The organism is Ruegeria sp. D1(2025), from assembly GCF_056536425.1.
This window is the reverse complement of sequence record NZ_JBQFPO010000018.1, coordinates 1-15120: the sequence shown is the minus strand read 5'-3', so window position 1 is coordinate 15120 and position 15120 is coordinate 1. Positions and strand designations below refer to the sequence as shown.

At 57.2% G+C, this 15120-nt stretch carries 14 protein-coding genes; 4 read left to right on the top strand and 10 right to left on the bottom strand.

Going from position 1 to position 15120, the window contains the following annotated elements:
• Window positions 1-23: 23 nt before the first annotated feature.
• The 4 genes from ACR1XU_RS22025 to ACR1XU_RS22010 are packed head-to-tail and all read right to left on the bottom strand — an operon-like array spanning window position 24 to window position 3029.
• Window positions 24-368 carry an antibiotic biosynthesis monooxygenase family protein gene (locus ACR1XU_RS22025; RefSeq protein ID WP_170617276.1) on the bottom strand — a complete coding sequence of 115 codons (345 nt, stop codon included), beginning with the start codon at window positions 366-368 and terminating at the stop codon, window positions 24-26.
• Window positions 365-1105: a YggS family pyridoxal phosphate-dependent enzyme gene (locus ACR1XU_RS22020; protein ID WP_480908808.1), complete on the bottom strand. Its 741-nt coding sequence runs from the start codon at window positions 1103-1105 to the stop codon at window positions 365-367. Before ACR1XU_RS22020 ends, ACR1XU_RS22025 begins: the two co-directional genes overlap by 4 nt.
• Window positions 1102-2286 carry an MFS transporter gene (locus ACR1XU_RS22015; protein ID WP_480908807.1) on the bottom strand — a complete coding sequence of 395 codons (1185 nt, stop codon included), beginning with the start codon at window positions 2284-2286 and terminating at the stop codon, window positions 1102-1104. The genes ACR1XU_RS22020 and ACR1XU_RS22015 overlap by 4 nt, the downstream gene beginning before the upstream one ends.
• Window positions 2283-3029, bottom strand: coding sequence for a GNAT family N-acetyltransferase (locus ACR1XU_RS22010; RefSeq protein WP_480908806.1), 747 nt, complete (start codon window positions 3027-3029; stop codon window positions 2283-2285). Before ACR1XU_RS22010 ends, ACR1XU_RS22015 begins: the two co-directional genes overlap by 4 nt.
• Window positions 3030-3123: 94 nt before the next feature.
• On the opposite strand from ACR1XU_RS22010, the gene pdxR reads away from it, so the two are divergent.
• Window positions 3124-4539, top strand: coding sequence for a MocR-like pyridoxine biosynthesis transcription factor PdxR (pdxR, locus tag ACR1XU_RS22005; RefSeq protein WP_480908805.1), 1416 nt, complete (start codon window positions 3124-3126; stop codon window positions 4537-4539).
• A gap of 281 nt (window positions 4540-4820) precedes the next feature.
• Window positions 4821-6362 carry a phospholipase D family protein gene (locus ACR1XU_RS22000; RefSeq protein ID WP_480908804.1) on the top strand — a complete coding sequence of 514 codons (1542 nt, stop codon included), beginning with the start codon at window positions 4821-4823 and terminating at the stop codon, window positions 6360-6362.
• 292 nt (window positions 6363-6654) lie between these two features.
• Here ACR1XU_RS22000 and ACR1XU_RS21995 read toward each other — a convergent pair whose 3' ends face one another.
• Window positions 6655-7605 (bottom strand): aminotransferase class IV, encoded by a 951-nt coding sequence (locus ACR1XU_RS21995; RefSeq protein WP_480908803.1) that lies wholly within the window; start codon window positions 7603-7605, stop codon window positions 6655-6657.
• A gap of 73 nt (window positions 7606-7678) precedes the next feature.
• On the bottom strand, window positions 7679-8668 hold the full coding sequence (locus ACR1XU_RS21990) for a TAXI family TRAP transporter solute-binding subunit (RefSeq protein WP_480908802.1): 990 nt from the start codon (window positions 8666-8668) through the stop codon (window positions 7679-7681).
• 322 nt (window positions 8669-8990) lie between these two features.
• Between ACR1XU_RS21990 and ACR1XU_RS21985 the strand changes: the two genes are divergently transcribed.
• Window positions 8991-9671, top strand: coding sequence for a GntR family transcriptional regulator (locus tag ACR1XU_RS21985; protein WP_480908801.1), 681 nt, complete (start codon window positions 8991-8993; stop codon window positions 9669-9671).
• 227 nt (window positions 9672-9898) lie between these two features.
• Here ACR1XU_RS21985 and speB read toward each other — a convergent pair whose 3' ends face one another.
• The 4 genes from speB to ACR1XU_RS21965 form a co-directional block, all read right to left on the bottom strand.
• Window positions 9899-10864 (bottom strand): agmatinase, encoded by a 966-nt coding sequence (gene speB, locus ACR1XU_RS21980; RefSeq protein WP_480491419.1) that lies wholly within the window; start codon window positions 10862-10864, stop codon window positions 9899-9901.
• A gap of 22 nt (window positions 10865-10886) precedes the next feature.
• The gene (locus ACR1XU_RS21975; RefSeq protein ID WP_480908800.1) at window positions 10887-12167 is read right to left on the bottom strand and encodes a TRAP transporter large permease; all 1281 of its coding nucleotides are present in this window, start codon (window positions 12165-12167) and stop codon (window positions 10887-10889) included.
• Window positions 12164-12769, bottom strand: coding sequence for a TRAP transporter small permease (locus ACR1XU_RS21970; protein ID WP_480908799.1), 606 nt, complete (start codon window positions 12767-12769; stop codon window positions 12164-12166). Before ACR1XU_RS21970 ends, ACR1XU_RS21975 begins: the two co-directional genes overlap by 4 nt.
• A gap of 68 nt (window positions 12770-12837) precedes the next feature.
• Window positions 12838-13854, bottom strand: coding sequence for a TRAP transporter substrate-binding protein (locus ACR1XU_RS21965; protein WP_480908798.1), 1017 nt, complete (start codon window positions 13852-13854; stop codon window positions 12838-12840).
• Between the two features lie 135 nt (window positions 13855-13989).
• Between ACR1XU_RS21965 and ACR1XU_RS21960 the strand changes: the two genes are divergently transcribed.
• Window positions 13990-14886, top strand: a complete 897-nt coding sequence (locus ACR1XU_RS21960; protein ID WP_480908797.1) for a LysR family transcriptional regulator — start codon at window positions 13990-13992, stop codon at window positions 14884-14886.
• Window positions 14887-15120 lie beyond the last annotated feature (234 nt).

Sequence of the window (15120 nt, the reverse complement as noted above, 5' to 3'; positions counted from 1 at the left end):
GACGGCAGCGAGGCACCCAACCTTCAACTGTGCGTTTCCCGGCTGTCCTTCGGGGCCTGTTCCCGGTCGTTCATTCCGTAGTCCCGGATCACACCGGCAACGCGCAGGCGATAACCTTCGAAAATTCCGTCTCGGCCCATGGCCTGTCCGGCCCGGTGACGCGGCAGATTGCGCCAAGCTTCAACAGCCTTCTCATCCCTAAAGAATGAAAGCGACAGCAGTTTTCCGGGATTGGTCAGGCTTTGAAAGCGTTCGACGGATATGAACCCATCCACCTGCTCCAGCAGCGGCTTCAGGTCTGCGGCAACGTCCAGATAGTCCTGTTTTCGCCCGTCGGCGATTTCAACCTCGAAGATGACTGCAATCATGCCAGATACTCCCATTCTTTTTCGGGCCAAAAGGTTCCCGGCGGCAGGTTTCGTTTTCCGAAAACGTCAGTCCCGATGCGAAGCATGGTTGATCCTTCCTGAATAGCAATCTCAAGATCCGTGCTCATGCCCATCGACAGGTGGCGCAGGTCCACGTCGTCTATATCTTTGGATGTGATCTTGTCCCGCAACAGGCGCAAGTCGCGCAGACTATCGCGGGACAGAACCGGGTGCGGGGCCAGCAAACCAACCGTCATCAAGCCCCGCACCCGCAGGTTGGGCAGTGCAGCCACGGCACGGGCGAATGATATGGCGCCGGCTGGATCCATGCCGAACTTGCTGGCCTCGCCCGATGTGTTGAATTGCAGGAAAACATCCAACTCCCGCTCTCCAACCTCGCACAGGCGATTCAGCTTTTCGGCGATCGACAGCCGGTCGACGGATTGCACGCAAGTGACATGTTCCAATGCCTTGCCCGCCTTGTTCGATTGCAGGTGCCCTATCAGATGCCGTTCTATCCTGTGCCCGGCCAGAGCCGGTGATTTCTCGACAAGTTCCTGCACGCGGTTCTCGCCGGTCAGGAAGGGGCCGTGCGCCATGGCTTCCAGGATCCGTGCTGCCGGTTGCGTCTTGGTCGCCAACAGCAGCGTCACCTCCGCCGGGTTTCGGTTGCAGGCGATACAAGCGCGGGTGATCCGGGCTTGCACCGCCGCAAGGTTCTTGGCAATCCGGGTCATGTGCTGACCGGAACAGCCTTGCGTTGCTGCGCGCCGCGTAATGCCGCCATGGTTGCCTCGATCCCTGCCAGGCCGGCCACCAGGATCAGAAGTGCAAAGCTGCCCAATTCGACGATCATCCATCCCGCCACCAGCGGGAAGCCGAAGATGCCAATGAAGTAAGAAAGAGCGAAGAACTGAAGTGTCTGGGGCAAAAGGTCCTGGTCGGCATCATTGGCTGCCATCGCTGCCAGGATCGGATAGCTTACCCCGTAACCGATGCCGAACAGGAAGGCGACGACCAGATACATCTGGACATTGCCGCCGATCCCCATGAACAGCACAACGGACCCGAACATCACGTATTGCAGGGCGGCGATCGTCACGTAGGGATTGCGCCCGCCTTTGAACCGCGCCAGCACCACCCGGAACAGCACGACAGTGACCGTGTAGACCAGGAAATAATCGGCGTAATCCAGTCCACGCTCATCCGCAAAGACAGTCTGAAAGTTATTCATCCCGGCAAAGACCGACGCGCCAAGGCAGACCATGATCACCGGCAGTCGCGCACGCGAGCGCATGATAGCGGCGACGCCGGCCAGCGAGAGGGAGGAGCGCAGCTCGGGGCCGGAGCCCTCGGAATGAGCGCGAACAGGCTTGATGAGGGCAAAGAAGATAGCGCCGGCCAAAGCGCACAGCGCGGCCGTGGCAAAGAACGCGGTGTTCACCGTCATGCCGGCTTTTTCCATCCTCGACGCCATGACCGGCGACAGGCCGAACCCGGCCATCAAGGCCACCGACAGAATGGCAAAATAACGAACCCGTTCAGCGGTCGTGACCAAGCGGGTCAGAACGATGGGCGACAGCGCGTAGGTAAGTCCCCAGCCAAAGCCGATCGCGATGCTGGCAAAGATCAGAAGCGCCCCGACACCTTCGGCGAGGCCAAAGGCGGTCAGCGCGGCCGCGATGGACAGACAGGCCACGCCAAGCGTGCGCAGGCGCCCGAACCTGTCTGACAGATGCCCGGCATAATAGACAGTGATCAACGTGACGATGGTGGTGACGAACAACATTACGCCCACCACTTTCTCATTGGCCCCAAAGGTTTCGAACAGGCGCGGCAACATGAAAGTGAGGCCATAGGCACCCGCCTGAAGGAAACTGGCGGTGTAAAACAGGGCGAACATGGTCAGTCGGTTCATGCGACGTCCTCCGTTTTGTAGAAACTGGCGCGTTCCGGCGCGATCAGGTCCGAGAGCTTCTGGTGCTGCCGGCCGTCTTCATCGAAGTTTTCCGGTGCCAGCCACGTCTGGAAACCACGCTGTACGGGTTCCCATTCCCGACCCAAAAGCGCATACCAAGCGGTGTCACGGTTGCGGCCCTTGTAAGTGGCTGCCTGCTGGAACACACCTTCGAACCGAAAACCGAAACGATCTGCCGCTGCCCGAGAGGGTGTGTTCAACGCGTCGCATTTCCATTCCAGGCAGCGATAGCCGAGTTCGGTCATGGCGCGGCGCATCATCAGGTATATCGCCTCGGTCGCAACCCGTGTGCGTTGCAAGCTGGGTGCGAAAGTGATGCCGCCGATCTCGATCACGCCGTGTTCGGGCTGGATGCGCATAAAGCTGGCAATCCCCGACGCCTTGCCGGTTTCCTGATCGATCACAGCAAAATAGGGTTGCGCGTCAACGCCGCTGGCGCCTTGGGTCCAAGCCCTGAGACTCGAGGCGGTGTCAAACGGCCCAATGAAGTTGTAGGTCCAGATTTTTCCTGATCGATCCTGGCTGAACGCCTCGAACAGTTCTTTTGTGTGCGTCAAAGGATCCAGAGAGATCAAGCGCGCATAGCGCCCGGCCATTCCCTTGTGTCCGGGGTGCTCGGCGCCTGCCCAGTTGGGCAAGGCCATGCCGATCAGCTGGCCGTGTTCATTTCTACGCACTGTCATGGCGGCGTCCTCAAGGTGTTTTTGGTCGGGAATCGATTGTCATGATTTTGGATGTTCATTAATGTCCAAAATGGACAAAAATGAGCATACCAATATGAAGCAAACACCCTGGCTTGCCTTTTCCATCGACCGGTCCGCGAAGACACCGGTCTTCGAGCAGATCTGTGCTGCTATCCGAGACCGCGCCATTTCCGGCGATCTGGCCGAGGGTTCGAAACTGCCGCCAACCCGCGTGTTTGCCACCGAACTTGGTGTGTCGCGTTCGACCATCGTGACAGCCTATGAACAACTGGTTGCCGAAGGCTACCTGAACAGCCTGCAAGGGTCGGGCTACACCATTTGTGCATTGGGTGAAGTTGAGTTGACCAAGTCAGGCAATCGCACAGGGACCCGATCCGCTGATAAACAGATCAAAACTCCGATCCCTTTCGAGGCCAGCTATCCGGACATGCGATTGTTCCCGCACCGGCAGTGGGCCAAGGCGGTTGCCCGCGTCTGCCGAACAAATCCCGAGGCCATGCTGGTCGGGAGTTCCGGTTTTGGAAACAGCGATCTGCGCGAAGCCATCGCCGCACATGTATCAGAGTGGCGTGGGATCGATGCCTCGCCGCATCAGATCATCGTGACCGCCGGCTCAATCGATGCAATCGAGATTTGTTTGCGCAGTCTGGTTGGCCAAGGCGAGATCGTCGGCCTGGAAAACCCCGGCTATCTGCCCGTTCGCCAGCTTGCCGACGCCCAGGGGCTTGCGCCAACCTATCTGGACGTGGATGAAAGTGGTGCCCGTTTGCCCGAACAGCGCACCGTGCCAAAGCTTGCCGTGTTGACGCCGTCTCATCAATACCCGCTTGGTGGGGCCATGTCGCCAAGCCGTCGGCTGGACTTCCTGGCATGGGCGCAAAGAAATGACGCGTGGATTATCGAAGACGACTACGACAGTGAATTCCGGTATGCGGGCCGTCCGATCCCTGCCATGGCGGGATTTGATAGTCTGAACCGAGCAATCTATGTCGGCAGTTTCTCCAAGGTATTCTCTAATTCACTGCGGTTGGGATATGTCATCGTTCCCGAGGTCCTGATTGACCGTTTCCGAACAACGTTGAGGCGTTTCGGGCTGAAAGCAAGCTATATGCCCCAACAGGCGCTGGCCGAGTTCATGAAGTCAGGGGAATTTTACCGACACTTGCGCCGGGTGCGTCGGATATACGATGACCGGCGGAAATATCTTCTGGAACGGCTCAGGCACGATTTCTCGGATTATGGGCACTTCATCAACCACCAGGCGGGTATGCAGGTCGTGTTTCACCTCGCCGATGGCTTCGAAGATACCGAAATTTCCATGCGCGCATCAGAGTCGGGCGTCACAGCGCAGCCGCTATCACGGTTCTCAGTCAAAGGTTCGGCCCACAATGGTCTGATCCTTGGCTTTTGCGGGTATTCCGAGGAAGAAATGGATTCGGCATTGGCCGCGTTAAAAACCTGTTTCATGAGGCGCAATGCCCACCGGTGATCGTCCGTTCGCCCTGCAAAGCCTCAAGTGCGGCCCGCGCCGTAATACGAGTGAATGATCCTGTTCCTTCGATGCGCTGATCCTCACTTCTTAGATCAGCAGACAGAGATCCGTACCCTTCCTCAGAGTCCGGAACTCCGCGCGATGGTCTGCTTCCGCCCAAAGGCTGTCACAGCATGTCGCAAAACCACTTGCTTCGATCTATTCTCTTGAAAATCCGAGTTCCAATGGGTCAATCTTGGCAACAAGGCCAATCCGGCGCACACAACAAGGGACCCTGAATGCGGCTGATCAGGATTTGTTTGATTGCAGTGGTGGTGATCGCAATCGCCGTAGTCGGGTTAAGACTGGCGTTTCCGCTTCCTGAAGAGAACTTCTCTGAGCGAACGCTGAAGCAAGATGCGGACTGGACCGGACCCTTGGGGGAGACGATCAAAAACGCTCTCGAACGGAATCCCGGGCGGGACGGAATTCGGCCTTTGGGCAATGGGCGCGTGGCTTTCGCGGCCCGGGCCATCCTCGCGAGAGAGGCGGTTTCCTCAATCGATGCTCAGTACTACATCTGGCAAGATGACGTCACGGGCCTGATGCTGCTGGACGAGCTTAGGTCGGCGGCCGAGCGCGGCGTGCGTGTCAGACTGCTGGTCGACGATAACGGCATATCCGGAATGGACGGTTATCTTGCCGAACTCGATGCCCTGCCGACCGCAAATGTGCGTATTTTCAATCCGTTCACGCTGAGAAACCCCAAACTCCTGTCATATGCTTTTGACTTCGGCCGCCTGAATCGACGCATGCACAACAAATCAATGACGGTGGACGGCGTGGCAACGATTGTCGGGGGCCGAAATGTCGGCGACATATACTTCGACTACGGCGCTGGCACCCACTACCTGGACGTGGACGCAATAGCCATTGGTCCAATCGTGGACGAGGTTTCGCAATCCTTCGATTCATACTGGAACAGCGCTTCATCCTACGACGCCGACCTCTTTCTTGGGCCTCCGGCGGAACAAAGCCTTCAATCCACGGCCGACGCTGCGCGACAGACTGCCGTTGGCGCGGGCTATCAAAAGGCAATCCAGGAAAATGCGCTGACCGACCAAATAGCCGCACATGATCTGAAGTTCGAATGGAGCGAAATCACCCTTTTTGCTGACGACCCGGCAAAAGGCCTTGGCGAAGTCAAAGGCGAAGACCTGATCGTGGAACGGCTGATCGAATTCGCGCAAGGCTCTGAAACCTCGCTGGACCTTGTTTCGGCGTATTTTATTCCCGGTGAAAGAGGGGCTGACATTCTGGAAGGGTTGGCGAAGTCCGGCGTTAAGGTCCGCGTTCTGACCAACTCGCTGGACGCCACGGACGTCATGCCGGTTCACGCGGCCTATATGCGATACAGGGACGGCCTGCTGAACAGCGGTGTCGAGTTGCTGGAACTTCGGGCGTTACGGCAGGAACATCGAGACCGAAGCCTGCCCGAGATACTGGCCGGTTCAGCATCGGGATTACACGCGAAGGTCTTTGGGTCCGATGGAAAGCGGGTCTTTATCGGTTCCTATAACCTTGACCCCAGATCTGCGCGTCTCAATACCGAAATGGGATTGCTGGTCGAAAGCCCCGCGATTGCAGCGTCGCTTGCCGATCAACTGAACAGGCCCGAATTCGCGTACCGTGTTGAACTGGCCGACAACGGTGAGGTGATCTGGCTGCAAGAAGAAAAAGACGGGACAGTCACCGTTCACACGACGGAACCGGAAACCAGCAGCTTCCAGCGCGCGTTGACGGCGGTCGTAAGATGGCTGCCGGTCGAATGGATGCTCTAGTCACCCCACCGAGAGCAATTTGGCAATATATGGTCGTCTGAGCGCTCGAAAATCGGACTGAGGGTTCTGATCCCATAGGCATGTTCGACTCTGCCCTGGTCTAAGACGCGGACAACGCCAAGTTGCTGTTGGAAGAACATGCCTCTCTCACTCTGGAGGCCATGTGGGCGGGCAATGTCCGCTGTGATTTTGCAGGTTCCCCTTCCTCAACATCTCTCATTTTGGAAGGCGGGCGCACATAGCAGACCGAAAAAAGCAACAGTTTGGCCAGGTCGCGCTCAATGCTCTCCGCTTAGTCGGGGCAACCGCCTTGATGGTGGACATTTCGCTGCACAAGCTCCTTGTAAAGCTCTCGGATGCGACGGGTCATTGGACCGGCACCTTCATGTTCGCCGATCTTTTTCCCGTCAATTGACGCGACGGGTGTCTGGGCGCCGAAAGTACCTGTCAGGAATGCCTCGTCGGCACCATAGACTTCGTAGAGCGAGTAGTTCTTTTCGAACACAGGGATGTCGTTGGCATGGCACAGGTCGATGACCTTTTGGCGCGTTACCCCGTTCATGCAGTAGTCTCCGGTGGAGGTCCAAACCTCGCCACGGCGCACAATGAAGAAGTTGCACGCGTTCGTGGTGTTCACAAACCCATGGGGGTCCAGCATCAGGGCTTCGTCGGCACCCGCCTGCTCGGCCTGCAAACATGCGATAACGCAGTTCAGTTTCGAGTGGCTGTTATACTTGGCGTCCTGGCTCATCGGTAGACCACGCACCTGAGGCACGGTGGCCAGCCGAATGCCCTGGCTCATTAGGCTGGCCGCGGGTTTCGAGTGCTCCACAATCGCAACTACCGTTGACCCGGACCGTGACAACCCAGGATGCTGAAACGGCTTGTCCTTTGGACCACGGGTCACCATGAACCGGCAATGCGCATCCGTTTTCATACCGTTGGCCTTGGCGGTGTCGTTCAGCGCTTGAAGGACCTCGGCCTTGGTCATGCCAACATCAATCGAGACGGCCTTGCAGCTGTTAAAAAACCGATCCATGTGTTCGTCAAAAAACGCCCATACACCGTCATAAAGCCGTAGCCCCTCCCACATTCCATCACCCAGCATGAAGCCGGAATCGTAGACGGACACCATCGCTTCGCTGCGCGGTACGATCCTGCCGTTGAGAAAGATCTTGATGTCACGATTGCGCAGATCTTCCTGCGCGTCATGGGTGGAATGGCTCAGGGATTGCTCGCTCATGTCTTCGCTCGTAGCTGGACGCTGGGTTTAGGTGGTGCAGAGGCGGCGATGGCCGCCGCCCCGGTAAAGGTGGTTAGTTTAACAACCCGACTTCGCGGAAATAGCGCTCTGCACCGGGGTGCATCGGAGCGGACAGTCCGTTTACGACCATCTCCTCTTTCTTGAGGTTGGCAAAGGCCGGGTGAAACGACTTGAATGCATCAAAGTTGTCAAAGACCGCCTTGACCATCACGTAGACGGTTTCTTCCGGCACGTCCGAGGATGTCACGAAGGTGGACGGAAGACCGAAGGACGGAACGTCTCCATCTACGCCGCGGTACAGACCACCCGGAATGGTGACGTTACCGTAATAGGGTTTGCTCTCGACCAGAGCCTGCACGGCTTCGCCTTCAACCGGAATGATGTTGATGTCGCAGGTCGTGGCGGCTTCCAGAACGTTGGCCACCGGGTTCCCAGCGACCATCAGAAACGCCTCGATGGTGTTGTCGCACAACGCTGCGGATTGTTCTGCGGACTTCAACTCGGTCACCAGCCCGAAGTGATTCATATCCCAACCCAACGCGTCTACCAGAACCTCTGCCGTCCCTCGCGTACCAGAGCCGGGATTGCCCAGGTTGATGGTCCGACCGCCAAGATCGTCCAGCGACTCGATCCCCGTATCCTTGCGCGCGGCGATGATGACCGTATCCGGATGCAGAGAAAACAGGCTGCGAAGCTCAGAGTCCGGACCATCTTCTTCGAATAAGCTGGTTCCGTTCAGGGCGTGGAACTGCCAGTCCGATTGCACAATGCCCATCTCCAGTTCACCTTCACGCATCGTGCGCAGATTGTAGACCGAACCGCCGGTGCTCTCGACCGAGCAGCGAATGCCGTGCTCTTTCCGTCCCTGATTGACCAGCCGGCAGATGCCGCCGCCAACGGCGTAATAGATGCCGGTAACACCGCCCGTGCCGATGGTCAGGAACTCTTCGGCTTTTGCCGGAGCGCCCGACAGGAGCGCAGCGGCGCCAATCACCGCGAACCCCGAGTGCATTTTCCGTTTGAGAACGCCGGTCGACAGCATGAATTTCTCCCTTTTCACCTGTTGCGTCATCCCGGTTCCGGACCGGATGAACTGTTCTTGCCGATGGGGTGGGCAATCGCAGCCAGGATTCGCGCTTTTCGAATCCCCACCTGGCATGACATTACAGCAGGATTTTCATATTGTCGACAATTTGTATTATTGTCGACAATACGGTATATTCGAACTAACTCTAGTTTCCACGCCCCACAGCCAGCCATCGAACCGGAATAGAAAGTTCAGCTTCGGTCATTTTTCTGGCTATCCTGACTTAAAGAAGTAATCTCGCCTTCCACCCATCGGGTGTTCCATCAACGGGATCGAAATGACACGGCAAGCATCCTCACCAGAGAAATTCGGCGACACGCTGAAAGACAGAACACTGGAGCGCCTCCAGAAACTGATCCTGACCGGCAATCTGGATCCGGGTGCAAAGCTGCTGGAAACACAAGTTGCCGCCCAATTGGACGTAAGCCGCGCAACGCTTCGCGAGGCCATGGTTCAATTGAGTGAGATCGGGCTTCTGGTCTATCTGCCTTTCCGCGGAACCTTCCTGCGTACACTGGATCCGGTTGATCTGGATGAAATCTATTCGTTTCGCACCGGGCTCGAGAAGATGGCCTTCCAGTTCTGCTGGGACAAGCGCGATCTGATCAGCCTCGCCGACCTGCAGATGCGAAACAACAAGCTATGCGATTGCATCTCGAACAATGATCCATACGGCGCGATCATGGCCGAAATGCATCTTCATTCTTGGTGCTACCAGCTGTCGGGGCATACCCTGCTGTTGCAAAGCTGGGAACGTCTGAAACCCAACCTGCAGTTCTACTTTGCCATGCATCAAAAGGCGCACGGGCGTGGCGGCCCGCTGCATGAGTCCCACGACAAGTACATTCAGCTTGCCAATGGGAACAGCCTGGATGACATGCTGGACCACCTTGAAGACCACATGCGACAAGGCCTGGAAAATACGATGAAGTTTCTTGATGAACGAAACGTTTCGTAAGTCAGGTCATAGCTTTTCCGGACGTTGAACAAACACTGCACACACTTTGGGGTCGCACATCTTGAGATTCGCTCCACTTCCCGAACCGATCGTCCGAGGATGCAAAGGAGCCTTGGTTCAAGCCTCGCAACCGTCAATGCATTATGGGAACGGTCCAAACCGGCACGCGACGTTTGTTGTCAGCGTGCCGGCATGTCACGGCATCAGAGAACGCCATGGGAGGGAGCTTATTTCCTGTTGTGGAAAATGAACCCGATAAAGTTCAGCAACAATTGGGCCGCCAGGATTTGTGTGCTTTCCGAGGGGTCATAAGCAGGCGCGACCTCGACCAGATCGATGCCGACCACGTCGCCGCGTTTGCTGAGGCCCTGCAGGATTTCCAGCACGTCATAGTACTGAAACCCGCCATGGCTAGGTGTTCCTGTACCCGGCGCAATCGACGGACAGAAAGCGTCGATATCGATGGTGACATAGTACCGGCTGCCTTCTGGGATGCGATCCAGAACGCCTTCGACGCCCAGCTTGCGAACCTGCCGCACTGATAGGATGTCCGATCCGCGCGCCCGCGCATCGTCATAACCTTCTTTCGCGGTCGAGGACACGTTACGGATGCCCAGTTGGGTCATGCCCGAGACATAGTCCTTTTCGATGGCGCGGCGCATCGGGTTGCCATGGCCAACGGTGACACCGTGCCGTTCGTCGACGAAATCCAGATGCGCATCGATCTGGATCACGTGGATCGGTCCGTTTTTGGCGCAGTCGTCCTTATATGCATTGATGCAGGGAATATTGACCGAATGGTCGCCGCCGATGGTGACAGGGATCGCGCCGGCATCGAGGATTTTCCTGACGCCGTATTCGATGTTGGCGTGGCTTTCCTCGGTCTTGGTGTGGATGATATCGGCATCCCCCAGATCGACGATGCGAACGTCGCTGCCCAGATAGGTGGCGTCGTCCTCGTGATCATACGCCCCGGCATGACCGAAGCTGAACAGGGTCGATGCCTCGCGGACCGAACGCGGACCAAAACGCGCGCCCGGGCGGAACTGGCAGCCGAAATCAAATGGCGCGCCAAGGATCGCCACATCGGCGTCAATCTCGTCCCAGTTCTCGACATAAGGCTTCTTGCCAAAGGTCGAGATGCCGACAAAAGGCAGATTCAGACGACCAGCTTCATAACCATGTCCCGACATGATTTTCTCCGTTTCTTATGGTTTAGCGATAGGCCAGTTCCGGCAGGAACAGGGCGATTTGAGGGAAGGTTATCAGCAAGCCCGTCACGATCAAAAGGATGATCAGGAACAGAGGTACTCCGCGTACCACCTCGACAAAGGGGCGGCGGAAGACCGCGATGGCAGTGAACAGGTTGCAGCCGAAGGGTGGCGTGGCCGCGCCGATGGCAACCTGAAGCGTGATCAGAACACCGACCAATACCGGGTCGAGGCCGCTGGATTTGATCATCGGCGCAAATATCGGAACCAGAATCAGGATCACTACGATCGAGTCCACGAACATGCAGCCGACGAAGAAGGCCACGTTGATTGCCAGCAACACCATCAGCGGGCTGGCGCTTTCCAGACCCAGTGCGGCGATGATTGTCTGTGGCACCTGGGCAAAACTCAGCGTCCAGCTGAATGCCGCGCCTGCCGCAATCAGGATGAAAACGACCGAAGTGATGGCACCGGTGGACAACGCAATATCGAACAGATCACCCACCTTGATCGAGCGGAAGATCACAACCTCCAGCACGACCGCATAGAGAACGCAGATCGCAGCAGCTTCGGTCGGAGAGAAGACACCGCCATAAATACCGCCCACGATGATCGCTGGGAAACCCATCGGCCATAGCGCTTTGCGCAGGGCGGTAAAACGCTGCGCCCAGCCCTCGCGCGGCAGCACGGGGATGTCATGGCGATAGGCGTAGACCATGCAATAGGCCGAGAACAGCGCCACGATCAGCAGACCCGGCAGGATACCGGCGATGAACAGTTGCGAGATCGAAGTGCCCGACACGACGCCATAAATGATCATGCCGATCGACGGCGGGATCAGATAGGCAAGGTCGGCGGCGTTCACGATCAGACCGATCGAGAAACTGTCGCTGTAGCCCGATTTCAGCATCCGGGGGCGCATCGCACCGCCGATGGCCACCACGGTCGCCTGGGTCGAGCCGCAAACCGCGCCGAACAGTGCGCAGGCCGAGGTGACAGAGATCGCCAATCCGCCCTTGATATGGCCCATGAAGCTCATGACAAGGTCGATCAGCCGGTTGGCAGAGTGACCACGTGTGATGATGTCAGCGGCCAGAATGAACATCGGCACCGCTATCAGCGCAGCCGGTTTCACACCCCCGATCATCTGTTGGATCAGGATCTGCATGTTCATGTCCGGGAAGTAGACAAGGAACCCCAGCACCGCCGCCGAGATCAGCGGCATTTTCATCGGGAAGCCTGCCAGCAGCAGGACGATCATGACGACCAGCATCAACTCGGTCATTTGCCTGCCTCGTTGGAATCTTCGAATTTCTTGATGGCCGCCGCAGTCTCGGGATCTTCGTAGCTGTCGACCTCTAGGTACGAGACGTAGACCTCTTCCTCGGCGAAATTCAGGTTGCGGATCGCGGTCAGCAGGTATTGGAACGAGGCCAGCGCAAGTCCGATCACCACCCAGACATAAGTCAGGTACAGCGGCAGCTGCAGCGCCGGAGTTATCCGCCCGCGCGAGGCGACTTTCTGAACATATTCAAGCGCGTACCAGGCCAGTACCGCCATGACGACTGCGGTGGTGGCGGCAATCACCACCATCAAAGCCTTGCGCAGTTTGATCGGCAGAGCGTCATAGATCGCCGACATGCGGATGTGGATACCCTTGCGGGTGGCATAGCCCAGCCCCATGAAGGTGACGATGACGATCAGGAACTCGTTCAGTTCTTCAGAGAAATAGATGGACTGGTTGAACACATAGCGACCAAAAACATTGGCGATTGTGTTCACGGCCATCAGGATGATCCCCCAGCCCAGGATCCAGACTTCGATCCGTCCGATGACGGCGTCGATCTTTCCCAGAAAGCCGAAGGGAGTGGCGGTGCCGCTTTGCATGGTGTCCTCCCTTTGAAAGCCCTCACGCGCAGGGCGCGTGAGGAAGTTTTGTGTGAGTGGTGGGGAGATCAGTTACCCGCAAGCTCCGCCTGCAGTGCGTCAAGCAACTCCTGACCGCGGGAACCGACGGTATCGACATAGGCCGCCGAAGTGTCGGTGCTGCGTGCACGGAACACGTCACGCTCTTCTTCGGTCAGAACAACCAGACCGATGTCGGGCTTGGCTTCCTTGATGATGTCCAGACGCTGCTGGTTAAAGTCGGCAACGACACCGTCGATGAAACCGGTCATGTCCGCCATGGTGTCACGCACCAGTTGCTGACGGTCAGGACTGAGGGTTTCAAACCAATCCGAGCCGGCCACGACAGTGGTGACAAGCTCCTGCTCGCCAGCCCAGATCAGGTGGCTGGTGACTTCATAGAACTTCATCTCTTCGATGGTCGGGATCGGGTTGACCTGACCATCAACAGCACCCAGTTGCAGCGCCCCGAACACTTCGCCAAACGGCAGCGGTGTCGGGCTTGCACCCATGTTCTTGTAGGTTTCCAACAGGATCGGCGACACCATCACGCGCATCTTGAAGTTGTCGAAATCTTCAGGCGTGCGGATCTCGCGGTTGGTGGTCCAGACCTGCGGGCCTTCGGAATACATCGTCAGAACTTCCAGACCGCGCTGGCGGAAATCATCATTCATCGGGCCGTATATGGTTTCCGAGCTGCTCAGGATGTTCGAGATTGCAGCCGGGTCGGACGGCAGCAGGTAGGGCAGCAGGAACACCTGGCTTTCCGGCACAACAGTGCCCAGGTTGCCGATCGAGACATTGGTGAACTGGATGATGCCATCGGCGGCCTGCTCGACTGTTTCTGTCGGCGTGCCCAGCGTGCCCATCGGATAGACGGTCACGGTCACGTCACCATTCGTCGCGGTTTCGATGCGGGATTTGAACTCCTGCGCATAGGCGTCCATGATCGAGCCCGGAATTTCCTCGATGGCGAATTTCCAGTCTTCCGCCAGCACACCAATGGGCGCCAGCCCGAGCAGCGCGGCGGTCGCAGTTGTTCTGAGGGTACTCAGAGTAAAAGCCACGCGAATATCCTCCCGTTTCGCTTAGTCAGTTGCTTCTGAGGGAGATCACATCACGGTTCCTTTCATTAAAAAATATCATACTGTAAATGTTGACATAAGGATTCTTCATGCAATGACCGCGGTGAGGGCTGATCGTTGAAACTGCTAAGAAATACACTTCTGGAGACTTTTGTTGCCGTGGTCGATTGCGGTGGATTCACCGATGCGCAATATGCGCTGGGTATCACCCAATCAGCCATCAGCATCCGAATCCGCGACCTGGAAGCTGCGCTTGGTTACCGGGTCTGCGAACGGGGGCGCGGCGGTTTCTGGCTGACGGAACGCGGCGAGATTGCGTATAAAAAGGCCAAAGACATATTGCGGAGCGCGCGTGATTTTGATGCCGAACTGCTGGGGCTTCGAAATACGATAGCCGGCGATTTGAGGATCGGCGTCGTGGACGCTGTCAACTCGTTGGCCGAGCTGAACCTGGCAGAAGCCCTCAAGCGATTTCTGGATCGGCCAAACGAGGTGCAGTTGGAAGTCGTCGTTGCCTCACCAACAGAATTGACGCAACGGTTGCTGACCGGGGAACTGCATGTGGCAATTGCGCCCTTTCGCAATCAGGTTGCCGAACTGACCTATAATGAACTGTGTCAGGAAGAACATCGGCTCTACTGCGGACGCGACCATCCGTTGTTCGGTCTGCCCGACAACAAAATCGATTTCGACGTCATCTCGCAACATCAGATTTGCCAGCGGTCCTACGGAATGCTGGTATCGCCAGAACTGCAATCCCAGGAATCCAAAGCGGTCGTGGCGAATATGGAGGCGATGGCGACATTGATTGAAACCGGCCATTTTCTGGGGCCGCTGCCTGTTCACTTTGTGGAAGGCCTTGGGCAAAACGGCCGTCTGAGAGAACTTGCGCCTGAAAGACTGCACTGGACCTCGACATTCTACCTCGCAACGCGATCTTCCAGCCTGCACAGACAGGCAATTGAACTTTTTGTGGCGGACGTGCTCCGGTCATGCGAGGCGGTTGAAACCTAAATGCACTGGCCGTGTAGCTAGTATTTGGGCTCACCTGCCCCAATAAATGCCGGCACCTGCCGGCTCCAGGACAACGCCTGAGACGTTGAATTTTCAGGCCGGTTGCACCCGGCACATCCGGGCTACATTGCGAAATTCGCCTGAATGAACTAGTGACGCGCCATCTGTAGACATGGTGGATAGCTTAATGAAGATTCTGATCACGGGGGGCGCGGGTTTTATCGGGTCGCGGCT

Bases quoted from the DNA above. Each gene is read 5' to 3' on its own strand.
- ACR1XU_RS22025 (WP_170617276.1), bottom strand. From the start codon at position 368: ATGATTGCAGTCATCTTCGAGGTTGAAATCGCCGACGGGCGAAAACAG.
- ACR1XU_RS22020 (WP_480908808.1), bottom strand. From the start codon at position 1,105: ATGACCCGGATTGCCAAGAACCTTGCGGCGGTGCAAGCCCGGATCACC.
- ACR1XU_RS22015 (WP_480908807.1), bottom strand. From the start codon at position 2,286: ATGAACCGACTGACCATGTTCGCCCTGTTTTACACCGCCAGTTTCCTT.
- ACR1XU_RS22010 (WP_480908806.1), bottom strand. From the start codon at position 3,029: ATGACAGTGCGTAGAAATGAACACGGCCAGCTGATCGGCATGGCCTTG.
- pdxR (WP_480908805.1), top strand. From the start codon at position 3,124: ATGAAGCAAACACCCTGGCTTGCCTTTTCCATCGACCGGTCCGCGAAG.
- ACR1XU_RS22000 (WP_480908804.1), top strand. From the start codon at position 4,821: ATGCGGCTGATCAGGATTTGTTTGATTGCAGTGGTGGTGATCGCAATC.
- ACR1XU_RS21995 (WP_480908803.1), bottom strand. From the start codon at position 7,605: ATGAGCGAGCAATCCCTGAGCCATTCCACCCATGACGCGCAGGAAGAT.
- ACR1XU_RS21990 (WP_480908802.1), bottom strand. From the start codon at position 8,668: ATGCTGTCGACCGGCGTTCTCAAACGGAAAATGCACTCGGGGTTCGCG.
- ACR1XU_RS21985 (WP_480908801.1), top strand. From the start codon at position 8,991: ATGACACGGCAAGCATCCTCACCAGAGAAATTCGGCGACACGCTGAAA.
- speB (WP_480491419.1), bottom strand. From the start codon at position 10,864: ATGTCGGGACATGGTTATGAAGCTGGTCGTCTGAATCTGCCTTTTGTC.
- ACR1XU_RS21975 (WP_480908800.1), bottom strand. From the start codon at position 12,167: ATGACCGAGTTGATGCTGGTCGTCATGATCGTCCTGCTGCTGGCAGGC.
- ACR1XU_RS21970 (WP_480908799.1), bottom strand. From the start codon at position 12,769: ATGCAAAGCGGCACCGCCACTCCCTTCGGCTTTCTGGGAAAGATCGAC.